This is a genomic window from Arcobacter sp. ISO1, from assembly GCF_058105185.1.
On sequence record NZ_CM176573.1, the window covers coordinates 55,341 to 75,373 of the forward strand.

General features: G+C 29.1%; 17 protein-coding genes. 5 read left to right on the top strand and 12 right to left on the bottom strand.

All coding sequences use genetic code 11. The features are described 5' to 3' along the window. Nucleotides 1–92 precede the first annotated feature (92 nt). From AC2TY9_RS00260 to AC2TY9_RS00275, 4 genes are read left to right on the top strand one after another with little or no spacing between them, the layout of a single operon-like run. Entirely contained in the window at nt 93–2,084 is a 1,992-nt protein-coding gene (locus AC2TY9_RS00260) for a tripartite tricarboxylate transporter permease (RefSeq protein ID WP_489778653.1), read from the top strand. A gap of 1 nt (nt 2,085) precedes the next feature. Continuing rightward, nucleotides 2,086–3,156, top strand: coding sequence for a 2-methylaconitate cis-trans isomerase PrpF family protein (locus AC2TY9_RS00265; protein ID WP_489778654.1), 1,071 nt, complete (start codon nt 2,086–2,088; stop codon nt 3,154–3,156). A gap of 1 nt (nt 3,157) precedes the next feature. Continuing rightward, nucleotides 3,158–3,907: a TSUP family transporter gene (locus AC2TY9_RS00270; RefSeq protein ID WP_489778656.1), complete on the top strand. Its 750-nt coding sequence runs from the start codon at nt 3,158–3,160 to the stop codon at nt 3,905–3,907. Nucleotides 3,908–3,916: 9 nt separating this feature from the next. Next, entirely contained in the window at nt 3,917–4,879 is a 963-nt protein-coding gene (locus AC2TY9_RS00275) for a tripartite tricarboxylate transporter substrate-binding protein (protein WP_489778657.1), read from the top strand. A 2-nt stretch (nt 4,880–4,881) separates the two neighbouring features. Here AC2TY9_RS00275 and AC2TY9_RS00280 read toward each other — a convergent pair whose 3' ends face one another. From AC2TY9_RS00280 to AC2TY9_RS00295, 4 genes are all read right to left on the bottom strand, one after another. After that, nucleotides 4,882–6,255, bottom strand: a complete 1,374-nt coding sequence (locus AC2TY9_RS00280) for a sensor histidine kinase N-terminal domain-containing protein (RefSeq protein ID WP_489778658.1) — start codon at nt 6,253–6,255, stop codon at nt 4,882–4,884. Nucleotide 6,256: 1 nt separating this feature from the next. Next, nucleotides 6,257–6,913: a response regulator transcription factor gene (locus AC2TY9_RS00285; protein ID WP_489778659.1), complete on the bottom strand. Its 657-nt coding sequence runs from the start codon at nt 6,911–6,913 to the stop codon at nt 6,257–6,259. 19 nt (nt 6,914–6,932) lie between these two features. Continuing rightward, nucleotides 6,933–7,781 (bottom strand): universal stress protein, encoded by an 849-nt coding sequence (locus AC2TY9_RS00290; protein WP_489778661.1) that lies wholly within the window; start codon nt 7,779–7,781, stop codon nt 6,933–6,935. A gap of 143 nt (nt 7,782–7,924) precedes the next feature. Further along, complete coding sequence (locus AC2TY9_RS00295; RefSeq protein WP_489778663.1) at nt 7,925–8,629, bottom strand: DUF445 domain-containing protein; 705 nt, start codon at nt 8,627–8,629, stop codon at nt 7,925–7,927. A 131-nt stretch (nt 8,630–8,760) separates the two neighbouring features. Here AC2TY9_RS00295 and olsF point away from each other — a divergent pair, with 131 nt between their 5' ends. Further along, entirely contained in the window at nt 8,761–10,470 is a 1,710-nt protein-coding gene (olsF, locus tag AC2TY9_RS00300) for a bifunctional ornithine lipid synthase OlsF (RefSeq protein WP_489778664.1), read from the top strand. Between the two features lie 21 nt (nt 10,471–10,491). Here olsF and AC2TY9_RS00305 read toward each other — a convergent pair whose 3' ends face one another. From AC2TY9_RS00305 to AC2TY9_RS00340, 8 genes are read right to left on the bottom strand one after another with little or no spacing between them, the layout of a single operon-like run. Then, nucleotides 10,492–12,132, bottom strand: a complete 1,641-nt coding sequence (locus AC2TY9_RS00305) for a cation:proton antiporter (RefSeq protein ID WP_489778666.1) — start codon at nt 12,130–12,132, stop codon at nt 10,492–10,494. Between the two features lie 8 nt (nt 12,133–12,140). Further along, nucleotides 12,141–14,252 (bottom strand): TOTE conflict system archaeo-eukaryotic primase domain-containing protein, encoded by a 2,112-nt coding sequence (locus tag AC2TY9_RS00310; protein ID WP_489778667.1) that lies wholly within the window; start codon nt 14,250–14,252, stop codon nt 12,141–12,143. Then, nucleotides 14,236–14,679 carry a bactofilin family protein gene (locus AC2TY9_RS00315; RefSeq protein ID WP_489778668.1) on the bottom strand — a complete coding sequence of 148 codons (444 nt, stop codon included), beginning with the start codon at nt 14,677–14,679 and terminating at the stop codon, nt 14,236–14,238. Before AC2TY9_RS00315 ends, AC2TY9_RS00310 begins: the two co-directional genes overlap by 17 nt. Then, nucleotides 14,622–15,551 carry a peptidoglycan DD-metalloendopeptidase family protein gene (locus AC2TY9_RS00320; protein ID WP_489778670.1) on the bottom strand — a complete coding sequence of 310 codons (930 nt, stop codon included), beginning with the start codon at nt 15,549–15,551 and terminating at the stop codon, nt 14,622–14,624. The genes AC2TY9_RS00315 and AC2TY9_RS00320 overlap by 58 nt, the downstream gene beginning before the upstream one ends. Next, complete coding sequence (locus tag AC2TY9_RS00325; protein WP_489778672.1) at nt 15,541–16,704, bottom strand: Mur ligase family protein; 1,164 nt, start codon at nt 16,702–16,704, stop codon at nt 15,541–15,543. Before AC2TY9_RS00325 ends, AC2TY9_RS00320 begins: the two co-directional genes overlap by 11 nt. Before the next feature lie 3 nt (nt 16,705–16,707). Continuing rightward, nucleotides 16,708–17,217 (bottom strand): LPS assembly lipoprotein LptE, encoded by a 510-nt coding sequence (gene lptE / locus AC2TY9_RS00330; protein WP_489778673.1) that lies wholly within the window; start codon nt 17,215–17,217, stop codon nt 16,708–16,710. A gap of 2 nt (nt 17,218–17,219) precedes the next feature. Further along, on the bottom strand, nt 17,220–19,685 hold the full coding sequence (leuS, locus tag AC2TY9_RS00335; RefSeq protein ID WP_489778675.1) for a leucine--tRNA ligase: 2,466 nt from the start codon (nt 19,683–19,685) through the stop codon (nt 17,220–17,222). Beyond that, nucleotides 19,685–20,029 carry a DUF6394 family protein gene (locus AC2TY9_RS00340; protein WP_138151509.1) on the bottom strand — a complete coding sequence of 115 codons (345 nt, stop codon included), beginning with the start codon at nt 20,027–20,029 and terminating at the stop codon, nt 19,685–19,687. The genes leuS and AC2TY9_RS00340 overlap by 1 nt, the downstream gene beginning before the upstream one ends. Nucleotides 20,030–20,033: the final 4 nt, after the last annotated feature.

Below are 20,033 nucleotides of genomic sequence, written 5' to 3' on the forward strand. Positions count from 1 at the left end.
TCTTACAAAAAATTGCAAGTTTCATGACAGAGTAGAATGTTAATCTTCTTCCATAAAATGAGAAGTAGTAGTACTTCGAGAAAGGATTTAAGATGGCTTTTGAAACACTTATGAATGCATTTTCTGAATTAATGCAGATTCACCATATGCTTTATCTTCTTGGTGGAGTGTTTTTAGGAATTTTAGTTGGGATTTTACCAGGATTAGGAGGTATTGTAGGTTTTTCTATAATGTTACCATTTCTTTATGGTATGGATCAAACCTCAGCATTAGCAATGTTAATTGGTATGGTTGCAGTTATTCCAACTTCAGATACTTTTACTTCAGTTCTTATGGGAATACCAGGTTCTTCTGCTTCTCAAGCGACAGTTCTTGATGGATATCCTATGTCAAAAAGAGGTGAGGCAGCAAGAGCACTTGGAGCTGCATTTTCTGCTTCATTAGTAGGAGGACTTTTAGGTGCTTTAATTCTATCTATATTTATAATTTTTGCAAGAGATTTAATTTTAAAACTTGGATCTGCGGAACTATTTATTTTAGGTATTTTTGGACTTAGTATGGTTGGGGTTTTAAGTGGTAAATCTCTATTTAAAGGATTTATAGCTGCTGCAATTGGACTTCTTTTAGGATCAGTTGGTTCAGCACCAGCAACTGGTGAATTTAGAATGACAATGGATAGTTACTATTTATACGATGGAATTAAACTTGTAATTTTAGGACTTGGTGTTTATGCAGTTCCTGAAATCATCTCTTTATTAGTTGAAAATAAAAAGATTTCAAAAGCTGAAAAGCTTGGAGGAAGTTTTGTTCAAGGTATTAAAGATATGTGGGTTTCAAGATGGATAGTAGCACGTTGTGCTCCAATTGGTGCTATGATTGGTGCTATTCCTGGTCTTGGGGGAAGTGTTGTTGACTGGATTGCTTATGGGCATGTTGTACAAACTTCAAAAGATAAATCACAGTTTGGGAAAGGTGATGTAAGAGGAGTTATCGCACCTGAATCAGCAAATAATGCTAAAGAGGGTGGAGGATTAGTTCCAACACTTCTATTTGGTATTCCAGGAAGTGGTTCTATGGCTGTATTCTTAGGTGGACTTGTAATTCTTGGAATTGAACCTGGACCTGGAATGGTTAATGAAAACTTAGAGGTTTCATATATTATTATCTGGTCTTTAGCAATTGCAAATGTTGTTGGGACAGGAACTTGTATGCTTCTATCAAATAAGATTTCAAAAATCACAACTATCCCTTATGGATATGTTGCTCCATTTATGTTAATGATTATCTTCTTTGCTGCACTTCAAGCAACAAGATCTTTAGAAGATTTAATGCTTTTAATTGCAATTGGTGCATTAGGAACACTATTTAAATACTTTGATTGGCCAAGACCTGCCCTACTTATTGGTTTTGTTTTAGCTGGAACTATTGAAACATATTATTATCAAGCTGTTCAATTTTATTCTTGGGAGATGATGGAAAGACCAGGTGTAATTATTTTAATAGTATTTATGATTGCTTCAGTTTTAATTAGTGTTTATTTTAAAAATAGAGACTCAAAAAAAGAGAAAGAATTAAATGTACAAAAGGAAGAAGAAACTACAAATTATCCATACTCATTTTTTACTGGAGAATTACTATTTATTTGGTTTCTTATGGCATTTGGTCTGTTTGCATTGATTGACTCTTTTTATCTTCAGTTTTTAGGTGGGATTTTTCCGATGGTAGTAAGTTCATTACTTTTACTTTTTGGGGTTATTTTGTCAATTCAAATTACATCTAAAAAAAGACAAAATGATATTTTATCAATTGCAATTACTGAAAATGGACAGCTTTCATCTACATGGATTGATATTTGGAAAAACTTTTTAATCCTTCCTATTTTCTTATTAGGAACTTGGATTTTAGGTTTTGTTCCTTCATTAGCAATTCTTTTTGTGATAATTATTAGAACAAAGATGAAATCTTCTTGGTTAAAAATATTCATTATTACGGGTGTGGCAATAGGATTTCTACTATTTATAAGCCATATTATGACACTTCACCTTCCAACAGGTTTAATTTATGATGCAATAACAGGAGCATAAAATGATGAATGATTTAACAAGAATTAGCTGTATTTTATATAGATCAGGAACTTCTAAAGGTGCATATTTTTTAGATAATGATTTGCCTAAAGATAAAAATGAAAGGCATGCTTTAATTTTAAAGATTATGGGAAGTCCTGATATTAGACAAATTGATGGTATAGGTGGAGCAACAACAGTTACTACAAAAGTTGCTATTATATCAGTATCAAAAAGGGAAGGTATAGATTTAGAGTATAAATTTATCCAACCAAGTATAGATGAAGCAACAGCTGATGATAAACCAACTTGCGGTAATATTCTCACAGCTGTTGGAGCATTTGGAATTGAAAGAGGTTTAGTATCTGTAGAAGATGGTGAGACAACAGTAAATGTATATGATGTAAATACTGGTGCAACTATTACTCAAGTAATCAAAACTCCAAATAGAACAGTTCAATACCATGGTGACTTTGAAATAGCTGGAGTTCCAGGTACAGCTTCTCCTATAAAAATGTTTTTTAAAAATATAACTGGTGGGAAAACAGGACATTATCTTCCTACTGGAAATACATATGATATTTTTGATGGGCTTAAGGCAACTTGTTTAGATATCTCTATGCCAGTTGTTTTTGTAAAAGCTAAGGATATGGGTTTAACAGGATACGAAACTCCAGCTGAACTTGATGCAAAAAAAGAGCTATTTAAAAAAATAGAATTAATTAGAGAACAAGCTTCACAAAAGATGGGATTAGGTAGTGCAAAAGGAAATGTAATTCCAAAATTTGCAGTTATCTCAGAGGCAAAAAATGACGGGGATATAAACATTCGATATTTTACTCCAACATCTGCTCATCCAGCTCTTGCAGTTAGTGCAGGTTTTTGTGTAGCAACTGGTTCTTTTATAAAAGGGACTATCTTACATGAAATAAACTCTAAAGAGTTTGAAATTGGAGAACACATTGTGAAAATAGAAACACCTTCAGGAACAATCGATGTTGGAGTAAATTTTCCTACAACAGATATAAAAGATGTGGAAGGAAAAACAACAAGAACGGCTAGACTTCTAATGGCCGGAGAGGTTTTTGTATAAGATGGACTTTTTTTATCTTCCACTAGAGCTTTTTGATATATTTATATTAATAATATGCTGTTTTATAGGAGCAGCTATATCAACAACAGTTGGTTCTGGTGGAGGACTTTTAGTAATAGGAGGAATGAGTATGGTTCTTCCTCCTACTGCACTTCTTTCAATACATGCGCTTACACAATCAGGCTCAGGGCTTTTACGCTCTTTTCTATTTAGAAAATCTTTTTTAGTAAAATTTTTTATTCTTTTTATGATTGGAACCCTTATAGGATATACTTTAAGTATCTACTTTTTGATATCTTTACCTGAATATATAATGAAGCTTTCTTTGGGAGTTGGAATTATTGTATTAAACCTACTTCCTAATTTAAAGTTTGAAAAAGTCTCTAATCTTCTAATTGTAATTTTTGGTATAATAACAGGGTTCTTAACAATGTTTGTTGGTGTTATGGGACCATTAATTGCAATCTTTTTATCTTCAATTTTAACAAAAAGACATCTAATAGTTGGAACTCTTGCTTGGTGTGTATCTTTTCAAAATTTTGGGAAGGCAATTATTTTTGGTGGATTAGGATTTGATTACACTCCTTGGATATTTTTAATCCTTTTGTTAATCCTATTTTCATATTTAGGAACACTTGCAGGTAAAAAACTTCTTGATAAAAGTAGTAATGAACTATTTAAAATGATTTTAAAAGTTGTTATACTTATATTAGGAAGTAAATTAATTTATGATGGAATTGTTTTGATGTAAGGTTTTAATATGAGATTTATCTTTTTATTTTTTATTTTATTAAAAAGCTTGCTTTTTTCACTTGATTATCCTACTAAACCAATTGAGTTTGTAGTTAGTCTTGGTGAAGGAGGAAGTGCTGATAGGATGACAAGAAACATGGCATCACTTCTTCAAGAAGAGTTAGGTGTATATATAAATGTAAAAACTATCAAAACAAATGGCTCTTTAGATGCTGCTAATTATGTTTTAGAGGACCCCCATGATGGATATAAGGTATTTTGTTCTACTTTTTCTCCATATCTATTAAATCTTATAATAAGTAAAAAAACAGATTTTTCACTAAATGATTTTGAAATAATAAATCTTCAGTGGTTTGAACAAGATTTTATTGCAGTGGAAAAAGACTCTGAATTTAACTCTATAATTGAAGTTTTAAATTATATAAAAAATAATCCAAAAGAGTTAAAAGTAGCACTAATAAATAAATCAAGTGGACATATTCTTTTTAAACTCTTACTAGAAAAATTTGATATCCCTTTTAAAAATGTTGATATAAAACTTTATAATGGAGGAGGAAGTGCAAGAAAAGCATTACTTGAATCAAAGGTTGACCTTCTTATTATTGCAGCTCAAGGAAGTGAAAAGTATAGAGAATATATAAAACCACTTGCCATTGTATCAACAAAACCATCTAAAAGATGGGATGCTCCAACCTTAAATGAGACAATAAAGAATACAGGTATCACAATGCCTATTATACATGGACCAATAAGAGGGATTGCCGTTTCAAAAAAATTAAAAGAAGATTTTCCTCATAGATTTAGAATTCTAGAAAATGCAATTAAAAAGACATTGGCAAAAAAATCTGTACATAGATATTTAAAAAGAAAAAATATTGGCTATACTTGGATAGGTTCACAAAATTCTACAAAAATTTTACAAAACTCTTATGAAGATTTTAAAAAATACAACTATTTAATAGAAGATTAGTTTTAATCTTTTGGTAAATCAAAAATCAAAGATATTTTTAATCCCTTTTCATTTATTGCTTGAACCTTTGCATTATGAAGAGTAGCTATTTGTTTTACAATACTAAGCCCTAGTCCTGAACCGCTTTTTTTAGAGTCAACTCTATAGTATCTCTCAAAAATAGTCTTTAAAAACTTTTTATCCACACCATTCCCTTCATCTTTTACATTTAACCAAACAGTATTATTGTGTCTTTCTAAAGATAAGGTAATTGTTCCCATAGGATTTCCATTTTCATCAACTGCATAGTGTAGAGCATTGTTTATTATGTTATCTAACATACTCTCAAGAAGGATTTGATCACACTTAATAAAAATCTCTTCTTCCATATTTTCAAAGGCAAATTCAAAACCTTTTTCATATACTCTTGGAGCAGTTTTTAGACTATATTCTTTACAGATTTTATTTAAGCTTTGTTTTTTAAATCGTTTCAGATTTATAGTATTTGGATTTGTTTTTGCATATAAAAGAAGCTGTTCAGTTATATGTGACATATTATTTAGTAGTGAGTTTAAAGCTATATAATCTTTATCATCTTTATCATATAAAAACTCTAATTTCACTTTCATTTCTGCAAGTGGAGTTCTTAGTTGATGAGATACATCTGAGTTAAATTGTTCTATATAATCAATAGTACCTCTACTTCTTTCTAATAAAATATTGATACTTTTTACAATATCTTCAACCTCTTTAGGGGCATTAAAAACAAGGGGTTCTAAATCCCTTTCATCTCTTTTTTTTATGATTCTTTTTAGCCTATTTAGTGGCTTTAAGCCCTCAGAAACTGCAATAAGGGTTATTAATACAGTTGAGACTATTACAATTACCATTATTATTAGAAGTAGACTCAATACATAGTTTATATTTTCATCTCTTTCTTCTGTGGTTTCTCCCAAAGTAATATAGGCATTATAGGCTTTTCCTGCACTATAAAGGGACATTTTATATGATACTATTCTTAAATTAGAATTATTATATTTGGTATTATAAAATATAACCTCTTCATCTACTAGTCTTTTTTTATTTAATAAAGATTCATATCCCACAAGAAGTCTATTATCTTCATCAACTACAGAGTAGTAAATTAAACCTTTATCGTTTGAAGAGAGTAACTCAATTGAAAAACTAGGTATATCAACATAAAGTTTTGAATTCTTTATTCCAATACTATATTCAATACTTTTAGCACTAGCTTTTAATCTATTATCAAAAAAATCTGTAACTTTTTTTTCTAAAACAAAATATATATATACAAAAAGAATCATGGTGAAGATAAATAGTGGGAAAGTTAGCCAAGCAATAAGGCTTGATTTAATAGAAGTAGTGTTTTTATCCATATTAACTCATCATATAACCTAAACCTCTAACTGTTTTTAAATTTATGGAATCTCCCAGTTTTTTTCTAAGTCTTGAGACATAGGTTTCAACGGCAGTTGGATTAAATTCATCATCTATGGAGGTTATATGTTCTACTATGTTCTCTTTACTTACTATTGCACTTAGGTTTTGAAGGAGATATTCAAATATAGTTAATTCTCTTTTACTTAATTCAATTTTTTCTTCATCTCTTGTTAGAGCTAAAGTTTGAGAGTTAAATTCCAAGTCATTGTATTTTATGATATTTGAAGTTTGATTATTACTTCTTCTAAGAAGAGCTTGTACTCTTGCTACAACTTCATCTAGTTCAAAAGGTTTACATATATAATCATCCGCACCAGTATCTAAGCCTAAAATTCTTTGATCCAATCTATCCCTTGCAGATATAACTAAAATAGGAAGATTTTTTTGAGAGCTACGTAACTTTTTTATAATATCGATTCCATCAATACCTGGAAGACCTAAGTCTAAAATAAGAAGGTCATAAGTAGATGTTTCTAAAGCGAAAAGTCCCTCTTCCCCCTCATAAAAAACATCTGCAATAAAACCTATCTCTTTTAGTTTTTTATAAATACCATCTGCTAAAGTTTCATTGTCTTCAAGGATTAATAGTTTCATAAGTAAATTCTACCATAAATTAGTGAGACATAAAAATAGGAAGTGTTGATTTTTCCAATAAATATCTTGTAGCTCCACCAAACATAAGCTCTTTTAAACCCTTATGTCCGTAAGAACCTGCAACAATCAAATCAAAATTTCCGTCAAGAGCTGCATTTAAAAGAGCTTGTCCTGGTATCCTTGTTGTTTTAACTATCTCATAACTTGCATCAATTCCATGATGTAAAAGGTATTCTCTTAATCTATTCATTTTTTCTAAATCATCTGTATACTCTTCTGAAGAGACTATATGTACTCTTTGAGCTTGTTTTAAAATATCAATTGATGAAGTAACTGCACGTGATGCTTCAGGGGAATTGTTCCATCCAATAATGATTGAGTCCGTTTTAAAATTTTTCATTACTCTAGGGAACATAAGTACACATTTACCACTTTTTAACACAGCCGTTTCAAAAGTTGCAGTTGTAACACCAGAAGGAGGAGCTGCTGCTATAACCAAATCACAAAACTTTGACTCTTGTTCAACTAGGGAGCTTCGCAAACCTTCTTTTATATTTAAAAAAGTATTTGCTTCATTTTCAAGAGTTTTTTGTGAAACTTTTATACTTACTTTGGCTGCTATTTTCTCAAATAGTTCTTGCATCTGATGATTTTCATCATCTAGTTTCGTATCAACTACTTCATCAATTTTTTGCATAATATCTTTAGGTATTGATAGTGCTTTATATATAATCATATTCGTTTTTAGTCCACATTTTAAAACTTCAAGACTGACATTAAAATGTTTTGCAATCAAGAAAGCTCCGTAAAGTCTCTCTTCTAATTCATCTCCACCACCAATAGGAAAAAATAGTTTTTTATATTTCATAAGTAATCCTTTCTAAAGATATTATGAGATTATAAAAAATAAGTCTGTCATGAAACTTGCATAAGTTCAAAAAGATAAATCAATCAAAAATTTATATAAAAGAAGAAGTGAAATATTATAGAAAGCCTACTTAAATAAGCTTTCTATAAAAATGTTGAGATAAGTCCTATTAGTCCACCAAAAACAGCTCCCCAAATAACTAACCAACCAAGATGTTCTTTTATCATCTCTTGAACAATCTCTTTAACCATTTTTGGAGTTAATTCATCTAATCTTTTTGTAACAATTAAACTTAGTTTTTCATGTACATCTTCGTTTAAAGCTTCAGTTCTCATTGCTTCTTCTAAAACTTTTTGAAAAGAATCACTTTGTGATATTTTTATAATTGAAACTTGCAATTTTTTAGTAAAAGGTTCTTTTAAAGGCTCTAATGCTGATTCCCCTCCAAACATCCCAAGCATACCACCAAAAGGTGATTCTATAACTGCTTCTTTTAAGGAATCATAAGCAGGTGTAAAATCTGTTTTATTTAAAATATATTCAAAATCAACTGTATTTTTTACACTGCTCATCTCATCTTCAAAAAACTTTTTTAAATTTTTGGGATTAAAAAATTGTTCCATAATTAGGTGATGAATTGATGCTTTAAAAGTATCAAACTTTTTTTCTATAACACCCGAACCATAAAGAAATGGCACCTTCTCAAAAAGCATATGAATAGCTAAAGTATTTGTGATAGCTCCACTAAAGGCAAAGAGTCCAATTGTAAAAACTGTATCGTTTTGAGTACTGTAACCAAAAGCTAAAAGAAGAATAGTAAATATATTTGTAATATCTGATTTGTTCATTTAATCCTCCTATTTTATAAAAATTGGATTTTAGCATAAAATATTTAAAGAGTTAATTGTTAAGAGTTAAAATTACTTGTAACTTAGATGTAATGGATTTTACTTAGAATTCTATATTCTAAGGAGAAAAAATGATTGATGTGCAAAAAGAGATTGAAAAAAAGTTTCCAAAACTTGCTAAAAAACCTAATTTTTTGAGTAAATCTTTGATAAAAATTGCAAAAAAAGTAATCCATGAAGATTCTGTAAATGAATTTTTGAAAAATAACGCTCACCTAAAAGGTTTTGAGTTTGTAGATGCAGTATTAGACTTTTTTGAGTTTGACTATACTGTTTCAAGTAATGATATTCAAAACATTCCACCTACGGGTAAAGTTGTAATTATTGCAAACCATCCATTAGGAGCATTAGATGCCTTATCACTGTTAAAACTAATTGGAACTGTAAGAAGTGATGTAAAAATTGTTGCAAATGATTTTTTAAATGGAATAGATGCATTAAAATCACTATTAGTTCCAGTTGATAATTTTAAAGCTAGACAATCAAAAAAAGATGTTCAAGCTATTTATGATACTTTAAATGATGATTGTGCAGTTATCATCTTTCCAGCAGGAGAAGTAAGCCGTGCAGGAGCTAAAGGGATAAAAGACCCGCTTTGGAATAAAGGCTTTTTAAACTTTGCTATAAATTCAAATGCTCCAATTTTACCAATATTTATTGGTGGTAAAAACTCTAAAACATTTTATACAATGTCCGTGATTAATAAAACATTTTCCACTTTACTTTTATCAAATGAGATGTTTAATAAAAAATCAATGACAATACAAATGAAAATTGGTGAGCTAATTCCAAATGATAATATCAAACCTAGAGGTTTGGATAAAAAGGTTATTGTTAATCTTTATAGAAAGCATCTCTATTCTTTAAAAAAGGGTAAAAAGTCTTATTTCCTAACACAAAAAGCTATAGCCCATCCACAAAAAAAAGATCAATTAATTAAAGAGTTAAAAAAATCACAATTAATTGGTGAAACAAAAGATGGGAAAAAAATCTATTTGTATGATTATGAGGATGATTCAATTGTTTTAAAAGAATTAGGAAGGTTAAGGGAACTTTCATTTAGAAAAGTTGGTGAGGGTATAAATAAAAAAAGAGATACAGATAAATATGATATTTATTACCAACATATAATTCTTTGGGATGAAAACGACCTAGAGATTGTTGGTTCATATAGAATTGGAAATGGTAATTTCATTAATAAAAATATTGGTATTAAAGGTTTTTATTCAAATTCACTTTTTAAATATAATAAAAGATTTGATCCATACTTAGATGATTCTATTGAACTTGGTAGAAGTTTTGTTCAACCAAAGTATTGGGGGACTAGAGCCTTAGATTATTTATGGTATGGAATTGGAGCTTATTTAAGAGCTAATCCACAAATTAAGTATATGTTTGGTCCTGTGTCAATCTCTGGGACTTTTCCTAGTAGTGCAAAAGATATGATGATTTTTTATTATTCACACTATTTTTCAAATAATAAAGAATTGATTGAATCAAAACTACCTTATCAATACTCTTCACATATTCAAGACTTAAAAGATATGTTTGTTCTTGATGATAAAAAAGAGGATTTTAAAAGATTAAAAGCAAATCTTTTAAATATGGGTTTTGCTGTTCCAACTTTATTTAAACAATACTCAGATATTTGTGAAGAGGGTGGAGTTAAGTTTTTAGGATTTAATGTAGATACAGATTTTTCAGATTGTGTTGATGGCTTTATTTTAGTTAATGTTAAAAAAATAAAACCAACTGCAAGAAAAAGATATATTGGAGAGTAAACTCTAATATATCTTTATTCTTTATTCTTTTTTAGCTTCTTCTTGAAAAAAGTCTAGTTTACACTCTTTTGTTTCATCAACCAAAGCCCTTGCTACTACATCATCTTCAACTATTATATGCTCTAAGTGAAGGTTTTTTAATTCCTCTTTTTCACTAAATCTAGTTACTTTTACAATTGTTTTCGTATTTTTTGTTAAATCATCTATTACTTCACAAATTAGATGTACTTTCTCTGCATTGTCAATTGCTACAATTACTGCACACGCATTTTTAATATTTACAGATTCAAGTATATGTTTATGCGCCGCATTTCCAAATAAAATTGGTTCATCATCTTTATATCCCATCTCAAAATATTTTAAGTTATGCTCAATAATTATATATTCATGCCCCTCTTCCCTTAAATTATGAGCAATCTCTTGTCCTAAATGTCCAAATCCAATCACTACAATATGACCTTTTGTATCCTTATCAATATTATAAGTATTTTGAATTTGCATTGGGTCTTCTGGAACTAAAGTAGAAGCTAACGAAGATAAATTTTTAAGAACAATTGGTGTTAAAATCATTGAGATTACAATTGTTACTATTAGTATTTGAGAATATGTAGGGTCTATTAAACTATTACTTCTAGCAAGTTCTAAAATAGCTAAAGAAAACTCTCCAATTTGAACTAAAGAAACTGCTGTTTTAAAAGCAACTCTTTTTGTATCATCAATTCTTACAATAGTATAAATAATTACATATTTAAGGATTAAAAGAATAGGTAATAAAATCAAGATTGTGAAGATATTTTCTGCAATTACAGAAAAGTTTATTTGCATACCAACTGTAATAAAGAAAACACCTAATAAAAGATTTCTAAATGGTGTAAGGTCGGCTTCAACTTGATGTTTAAACTTTGTTTCACTAATCATCATACCTGCAACAAAAGCACCTAAAGAATGGGTAAAACCAAAGTAATGTGCCATATAAGATGAACCAATTGCCACAAGTAAAACTGAAGCTACAAATAGTTCATCAGATTCTGCTTTTGTAACATGCTCAAAAAATGGTTCTAGTAAATATTTACCAACTAAATATAAAAGTGCTAATAAAACAAGTGCTGCAACAGTTGTATCAAAGATAACTTTTAATGCAGATTGTTCATCCCCTGCTGTAAAAAAAGATATTAAAAGTAAAATAGGGATTACGGCAATATCTTGCATAATCAAAATTCCAAGAACCCTTTGCCCATGCCTTTTTTTAATATCATTTGTTTCATTATAAGTTTTTAATACAATCGCAGTTGAAGATAAAGATAATGCTGCACCAATAATAAGTGAGGTTTGAAAATCAAAACCTAAAACATATTGGCAAATAATTACCACAAAGGCTGTAGTTACAAATATTTGCAATGAACCTGTAAAGAAAACCTCTTTTCTCATCCTTTTTAAATGTTCAATTGAAAACTCTAAACCAATTGTAAACATTAGAAAAACAACACCAAATTCAGCAATCTCTTTTAAATTATGATTATTAACTGCATCATGTAAGTTAAAAACATAAGCAATAATTGTACCTGTAACAATATATCCTATAATTGTTGGTAAATGAAACTTTTTTAATATAATATTTACTACTATTGCAATTAGTAGTGTAGAAACTATAATCCCTAACATTTTTATCCCTATAGATAATGCATTTGTTTATAACCTTCAACTCTTTTTTTATAAGCTGAGTTCAACATTGCATTTTTATTATCAAGGAAATCGATTGCTAAACACTCCTGATTTCCTCTGCCAATTCTGCCTAAATACTGAATCAATCTTCCATAATAAGAGATTGGAGTAGCAAATATAATCGTATTTAGATGGGGAAAGTCAATCCCCTCTCCAAAATATGAAGTTGTAGCTAAGATAAGAGCACTTTTGTCAACTAAAGCCATCTTTTTTTCTTGCTCTTTTTTATTTAGACTTCCGTGAATAGAAACAAAATCCACGCCCTCTTCTAAAAGTTTGCTTTCTAAAATATTTATATGTTCAATTCTATCAGTTAAAACTAAAATTTTTCTGTTTTTATTTATTTTTATTTGATCAATTAAAAGATTATTTCTTTTTTCATCTCTTGAAAGTTCATTTATCAACTCTGCATAAGTATCAGCTGTACTTTCAAAATCTGTTCTTATTATTTCTAATTTATTTTTAAAAGTTCTTTTTTTCTTATGCTCATAGGCTATTTCCCCTAACTGCTCAATTAAAATTGGATCAAGACCATCTTTTCTTCTTGGTGTTGCACTTAAACCTAAAATATATTTTCCAAAAAACTGCTTTACAATTTGCTCAAAGGTTATTGCAGGGATATGGTGACACTCATCAACAATTACAAAAGAGTAGTTATTTATTACATCTGTATTGTTTTTTAAACTTTGCATTGTTGCAACATCTAAATTTCCATTTAGTTTATTTTTTCCTTTTCCTAAGTAACCTATATCTTTTTTTGTATATCCAAAATAATCAACAAATCTATCAATCCATTGAGTAAGTAGCATATTTTTGTTTACAATAATAAGTGTTTTACAAGCTCTTAATTCAAACATTTTTGCCCCAAGAAGTGTTTTCCCAAAACCTGGTGGAGCAACACAAATACAGAAATCTTTTTTATTTATTTCTTTAATTGCTTTTTCTTGTTCTTCCCTAAGCTCAAATTTGATTTTCTTTGTTTCAAACTCTTCAAATTGCGTTTTATTTTCTATTATAAAATCTGCATTATTTTCTTCTAAAAACTCTTTTACTTTGTAAACTAAACCCCTTGGAAGTTTTAAATAAACATCATCCTCTTCAAAACTTTTTATTTGTCTTGGAGTGTTATATAGAGGTTTTCTAAGACCTAATAAAACTTTTATTTGGGGATTATCAAAAGTTGCAAAGCTTTTTAATTTGTTTATTAAACTTTTTGATAAGTTTTTAGTTGGGATATAAACAAAATCATAAAGCCTAATTTGTAATTTAAAACTTGGAAACTCTATATCTTCAAATATATAACTTGTACTATTTACAGTTTTAAAATCCACATATTTTAAAACAGTATCTTTACTAACTTTTTTTATTTTTTGTAAAATTTCCCATTGGTCTTTATATATACTTTTTGTTTGTGGATCAAAAAAAAGTGTTTTGTTCTCTTGTCTAAATTTCAAATGTAAAGGTAATTCCACATAATCACCTAAATTAGCATTAGTAACAAACTCATTATTAGGTAAAATTCTTGCATTTATGTGTGCTTTTTTTAAAATATACTCTGCAAAACTTTTTACATTTTTTGTTTCTATTTTTTCTTCAAAAAATATCCATAAAAAACAAGAGTTGTAAGAACTATACTCAAATAAGAAATTTGTTCTTAACATAGAAAAAGTCTCTAAGATTTTTAAGATATCACTCTGCAAAATTTCAAAAACCACATAGCTTGATCTATTTTCATTATCAACTAAATAAGAAGCTAATTGTATTTGTCCCCTTAAATGGCTTTCTATATCTTTGTTTGAAATAGGGATATAATCATTTCCTTTGAAAGTTCTAGTAACTGGATAAAAACCTTGTTTTTGTCCATCTTTACTTACCCATTTTTTTGCAAAGATATCTTCTCTATTTATAAATAAAGTTTTGAAAAGTTCAATTTTTTCAAATTTGTTTAACTGTTTTGAAGGTTTACTTTCTTGTAGTTGTTGTTCAAGAAGCTTTATCTCTTCTTCTATTTGTTGTTTCTGAGAATAAAGCTTTTTTAGTTTTTCATGAATTTTTATCATGCTTAATTTGGTGAGCTGGACTTAATATAATATTATTGATTTTATTTTCAACTTCATCATATCTACTTTCAAGTTTAGAACCTTTTCTAACTCCTTGTCCTTCAAACTTTCCATTTTCTTCTATTATCAATTCATTATATTTCATGTTTCCAATCACCTTACCCTCAGGTAAGATTTGTACTTCATTACAATCAATTTTTCCATCTAGAAGTCCACTTACGATTAAATTGTTGGCTTTTATATCACCAATAACTTCCCCTGTTTTACCAATTGAAATTAAATCAGCTTCAAGGATTACACCTTCAAACTTTCCATCAATATGAACACTTCCTTCAGTGGTAATTCCACCTATGATACATGTTCCTTGTGCTATAACTGTTGCACCATTCTGTACTGTTCGTTTATTAGCCTTACCAAAGATTCCCACTGAATTCTCCTCTCTTTTTTAAAAATTGTTTCATATGTTTTAAAATCCCATCTTATAAATTCTCTTGGATTCAATACCATTGAACCAAATCTTATCTCATAATGCAGATGGGGTGCTGTACTTCTTCCACTATTACCACTTAAGCCAATCTCTTGATTTTTTCTTATTATATCACCAACTTTAACATTAGTCTTATTTAAATGGGCATAAACTGTTTGAAATCCAAAATTATGTTGGATTTTTATAACTCTACCAAAACCACCTCTGTTTCTTGGCTGAACAAAACTTACAACTCCATCAGCAGTTGAATAAACGGGTGTCTTTTTTTTTGCTCTTAAATCAAGCCCCTTATGAAAAGTTTTTTTCTTCGTGATTGGATGTACTCTATATCCATATCTTGAAGTAACTGTTGATTCTTTTAATGGTGCTCCACTAGGAATTGTTGTTAACATAAATAGTTTTAGTTTTTGGTTTATTGCTTTTAATGTTTCTTTTGATATCTCTTCTTTTTTATCTTCTTCATTTTTAAGACCAATCATCTCTTCAATATGGTCTAATTTAGAACTTAGAGCTTCAATATCTTCAACTTTTCCTTTTATTTGCATAGAGTAAAATTGATTTTGGGCTTGTAATTTTTTCTCTTTATCATTGAGTGTATCAATCTCAATCTCTTTTAACTCAATTTCTCTTTCTTTTTGTGTTTTTAAATCATCCATTTGATCATTTAATTCATTGATAAACCAAAAAGCACCTGCAATAATTGAAGCAACAACAAGAACAATTATAACAATAAGTTTTTTTGCAATTTGATGAATATTAAATGCTCTTGTTCCTTTTACATCTGAAATTGTAATTATTAATCTATTTTTCATTAAACCCCATATATTTAATAAATTTTTCCACAACTAAAAAAGAACCAAAGACCAAATACTCTTCATCTTTTTTTATTTCTATATTATTATTTACTATTATATTAAAACTTTTACAAATTTCTAATAAATTATTTTTATCTACTATTCTCTTATCATTTAGTTCTAATATAGTTATTTTGGAAATTATTGGTTTAAGAGTAGAAAGAACTAATTCAAAATCTTTATCTTTATATGAATTATAAATTAAATTTACTTTTTTATTTTCAAACTCTTTTACTAAAACTTTTGCGGCTAAAGGGTTATGTCCAACATCAATTGTAATATTTGGCTTTATTTTCTGACATCTTCCAAAAAGCTCTACATCATCAAAAAGTTTTGTATCTATATCTATTTTTAATTCATTTAAAGTTTCAATCACTAAATGAAGATTTAGTTTTAAATAGTTTGCAAACTTCTCATTTAATGAATACTTATCAAATTGTTTAACACTTTGTATAAGTATATCTTTATCAAATTCATCTTTTAATTCTTTAATTAAACTATTTGCAACATCAAAAACTTCATTATGAATTTGATGACCAATAATCATTTTTCTATCAACTGAACGCATCTTTGTTTTTGCAATTTGTTCAATAGAATCTCCTAAAAATGATTGATGATCTAAATCAATTGTTGTAATTAAAGATAAATCATTTTTTACAACATTTGTTGCATCAAACTCTCCACCAAGTCCTGCTTCTAAAACTATGTAATCAAAACCATCACACAAAATAAAAGCTAATAAAGTTGTATACTCAAAATATGTTAGTTTCTCTAAAAGATTATTTGGTAGATATTCTTGTAGTTTTTTATTTGCAAACTCAAGTTCAAAGTCCTTTGAATCTTTACCATTTATCCATATTCTTTCATTAAATCTTAAAATATGTGGAGAACTATAATGAAGGATTTTGTATGATTTTTTATTTAAATAGTGAGCTAAAAATCTTCCTGTGCTTCCCTTACCATTTGTTCCAACTATGTGGATTACATATGGCAAGTTAATATACTTTGAAATTAAATGAAAAGATTTTTTCACTATAGAAAAATCTATCTTTTCATAATACATTGTTTTATGGCTTAAGACCTCTGCTAGTGAGGCAGTTTTGAAATCCATTGTTTACTTTTTAAAAGATTGAACAGCAATAGTTGAGATTACATCCTCTAAAGCTTCACTAGCAGCACTTTTAATTGCTTCAAATCTTCTTGTATCTGTAATCGTAGTTCCTGAGTCAATTGAGAAATCATAATCCCCTGAAACACTAAATGATTTTTTATTTGAACCATTATTATAATCCACTGCAATTTTTACAACTGCTTTATAAAGTTTGTTATATCCAGAATCATCATCTTGTAAAACTTGTAAAGATACTGATGAAAGTTTTAAATCCATAATAGTATCAGCAAGTTTTCTATCATAAACAAGTTTTGAGTCAAGTCTATGTACTAAAAGTTCATTCATAGCATCTTTTATCAATACTGCATTTCTTGGGTCTCTTAAATCAATAATAAGATTTACAAAGATTTTTTCACCCAACTCTTTTTTTACATATGTAGTTGATGGTTTATACCCACAAGCAGTTAAAAATACTACTAAAAAAAATGAACCTAGTAATTGACTTAACTTCACACCTATCCTTTTATAACAAGGTTAACTAATTTATTTGGAACAACAATCTCTTTGATTATCTCTTTACCTTCAATCCATTTTGAAGAGTTTTCTTTTGCATTTGCTAAGATCTCTTCCTTTGAAGCACTTGGACTAACTTCAATTTCACATCTTTTTTTACCATTAATTGTTACAGCAAGTGTTATTGAATCTAATGTAAATACCTCTTGTTTTACTTCAAGTTTAGCATCAAAATTCTTTCTTTCAAAAAGTTTATCTGCTAATTCCCAAGAAAGATGAGGAATAATTGGTTCTAAAATATTTGTTAAAATATAATACCCCTCTGCCCATACAAGTTCATTGTCTTGGGCTTGAAGAGCATTCATTGCTTCCATTGAAGCAGCAATTAAAGTATTAAAAGCATAAGTTTTTGCAAATACATCATTTGATTTTTCTAAGGCTTCATAAACTTTTCTTCTAGCTTCTTTTTCTTCTTTATTTAAAGTTGAGTGGTCAATATTTGAGAAGTTTTTAGCAGCATCTTCGCTTACATGAGAACTTCTTTCTGCAAATTTTCTAATAAATCTAAAAGCTCCATCAACTGCAGAATCATTCCATTCTAACTCTTTTGTAGGTGGTGCTGCAAAAAGAATAAACAATCTTGCTGTATCTGCCCCATATTTTTCTACAATTAAATCAGGGTCTACTACATTACCTTTTGATTTAGACATTTTTGCACCATCTTTTAAAACCATACCTTGAGTAAGTAATCTTTTGAACGGTTCTCTAGAATTTGTATACTCTAAATCATTTAATACTTTTGTGAAAAATCTTGCATATAAAAGGTGTAAAATTGCGTGTTCAATTCCACCAATATATTGATCAACATCCATCCAATAATCAGAATCAGCTTGGTTAACACCTTCTTTATTCCATTTTTTTGGATTTGTTGCATATCTTAAGAAATACCAAGATGATTGAACAAAAGTATCTAGTGTATCAGTTTCTCTTATTGCATCTTTTCCACAATTTGGACATTTACAATGTTTCCAAGTAGGATGTGTATCAAGGGGATTTCCTTCACCTGTAATCTCTACATCATCTGGAAGTGCAATTGGTAAATTCTTAGTTTTTTCGGGAACTAAGCCACAATCATCACAATGAACAAAAGGGATTGGTGCTCCCCAATATCTTTGTCTAGAAACACCCCAGTCTCTTAACTTATAATTGATTTGTTTTACTCCATTAGAGTTTTGTTCAAATTGATAAATAATAGCTTTTTTTGCTTTTGTATTTTTAAGACCTGTGAAGCTTTCAGAGTTGATTAATTCACCCTCTCCTGTGTAAGCTTCAGTCATTCTTTCAATTAGACCATCAGGCCCAATAATAACTTGTTTTATTGGTAAATCATATTCTCTTGCAAACTCAAAATCTCTTTGGTCATGGGCTGGAACGGCCATAACTGCTCCACCACCATATGATGCTAATACAAAATTTGCAACCCAAACAGGAATATTTTCACCTGTTAAAGGATGGATAACATCAATCTCTAATGAAACCCCTTGCTTAGGCATAATTGCCCTATCTCTTTCACTTACCTTTTGCATAGCTTTAATTTTATTTATTTTTTCTTCAGATAAAAGTTTATTATCCACTATATATTTTACAATTGGGTGTTCTGGAGCTAAAGCTGAATATGAAACTCCATAAATTGTATCTGGTCTTGTTGTAAATACGTTATATGAAGAAAAGTTTTTATTTAATTTGTATCTTGTATCTTTTGATAAATCAAAGGTAAACTCTAAACCTTCACTTCTTCCAATCCAGTTTTCTTGCATTGTTAAAACTTGAGAAGGCCATTCCCCTTCTAAAGATTTCAAATCATCAAGTAACTCTTGAGCATATTTTGTAATTGCAACATAATATCCAGGCATCTCTTTTTGTTGAACAGGTGTATCACATCTCCAACAACAACCCTCTTCAACTTGTTCATTTGCTAATACAGTATGACATGGTTCACACCAGTTCACTGTTGTAGATTTTCTATATAAAAGATTTTTTTCATACATTTTAATAATGAATTCTTGTTCCCACTTTGTGTAAAGTTCATCAGAAGTTGCGAATTCTCTTTTACTTGAAAATGAAAGACCTAAAGCTTTTAGCTCATCTCTCATATAATCTATATTTTCGTAAGTCCACTTTTTTGGGTGAAGTTTATGTTTGATTGCAGCATTTTCTGCTGGCATACCAAAACTATCCCAACCAATTGGGTGTAAAACATTATAATTTGCTTTTCTAAAATATCTAGCAAAAGCATCACCTAAACAATAGTTTCTAACATGCCCCATATGAATTCTACCACTTGGGTACGGGAACATACTTAAAATATATTTTTTCTCTTTTTTATAACTATCATCTGGTTCAAAGCTATTGTTTTCATCCCAATAACCTTGCCACTTATTTTCTATATCCTTTGGATTATACTCCATTAATAATCATCCTTATCTTGACTTTTTGCACTCTCAATTAAAGCTAATGCAATTGAGAAAATATTTGCTACGACTGCACCAATTGCAAGTGATGTAGCCATCGGTTCATCACCAATAAAAGTTAAAACCATAAATGCAGGTATAAGGTGTAAGTCTGCAACTAATGAACTTGCAAGTAATTCTGCTGCTAGAAGATTTTTTACCCCAATTTTTAAAATTGTTGAAATTACATTTACCCCAGCTGCTAAAAATAATGCAACTGCATTTGGCTCATACAAAAATCCTGCAGTAGTCGTTAAAGACATAAGTGAAAAGAATATATAAGTTACCTTACCCCAATCCATGATC

What these genes read in the sequence shown, in the direction of transcription:
- AC2TY9_RS00290 (WP_489778661.1), bottom strand. Translation starts at nt 7,781, where the DNA reads ATGAAATATAAAAAACTATTTTTTCCTATTGGTGGTGGAGATGAATTA.
- AC2TY9_RS00280 (WP_489778658.1), bottom strand. Translation starts at nt 6,255, where the DNA reads ATGGATAAAAACACTACTTCTATTAAATCAAGCCTTATTGCTTGGCTA.
- olsF (WP_489778664.1), top strand. Translation starts at nt 8,761, where the DNA reads ATGATTGATGTGCAAAAAGAGATTGAAAAAAAGTTTCCAAAACTTGCT.
- AC2TY9_RS00320 (WP_489778670.1), bottom strand. Translation starts at nt 15,551, where the DNA reads ATGAAAAATAGATTAATAATTACAATTTCAGATGTAAAAGGAACAAGA.
- AC2TY9_RS00310 (WP_489778667.1), bottom strand. Translation starts at nt 14,252, where the DNA reads ATGATAAAAATTCATGAAAAACTAAAAAAGCTTTATTCTCAGAAACAA.
- AC2TY9_RS00305 (WP_489778666.1), bottom strand. Translation starts at nt 12,132, where the DNA reads ATGTTAGGGATTATAGTTTCTACACTACTAATTGCAATAGTAGTAAAT.
- AC2TY9_RS00270 (WP_489778656.1), top strand. Translation starts at nt 3,158, where the DNA reads ATGGACTTTTTTTATCTTCCACTAGAGCTTTTTGATATATTTATATTA.
- AC2TY9_RS00265 (WP_489778654.1), top strand. Translation starts at nt 2,086, where the DNA reads ATGATGAATGATTTAACAAGAATTAGCTGTATTTTATATAGATCAGGA.
- AC2TY9_RS00295 (WP_489778663.1), bottom strand. Translation starts at nt 8,629, where the DNA reads ATGAACAAATCAGATATTACAAATATATTTACTATTCTTCTTTTAGCT.
- leuS (WP_489778675.1), bottom strand. Translation starts at nt 19,685, where the DNA reads ATGGAGTATAATCCAAAGGATATAGAAAATAAGTGGCAAGGTTATTGG.
- AC2TY9_RS00325 (WP_489778672.1), bottom strand. Translation starts at nt 16,704, where the DNA reads ATGGATTTCAAAACTGCCTCACTAGCAGAGGTCTTAAGCCATAAAACA.
- AC2TY9_RS00340 (WP_138151509.1), bottom strand. Translation starts at nt 20,029, where the DNA reads ATGGATTGGGGTAAGGTAACTTATATATTCTTTTCACTTATGTCTTTA.
- AC2TY9_RS00260 (WP_489778653.1), top strand. Translation starts at nt 93, where the DNA reads ATGGCTTTTGAAACACTTATGAATGCATTTTCTGAATTAATGCAGATT.
- AC2TY9_RS00285 (WP_489778659.1), bottom strand. Translation starts at nt 6,913, where the DNA reads ATGAAACTATTAATCCTTGAAGACAATGAAACTTTAGCAGATGGTATT.
- AC2TY9_RS00275 (WP_489778657.1), top strand. Translation starts at nt 3,917, where the DNA reads ATGAGATTTATCTTTTTATTTTTTATTTTATTAAAAAGCTTGCTTTTT.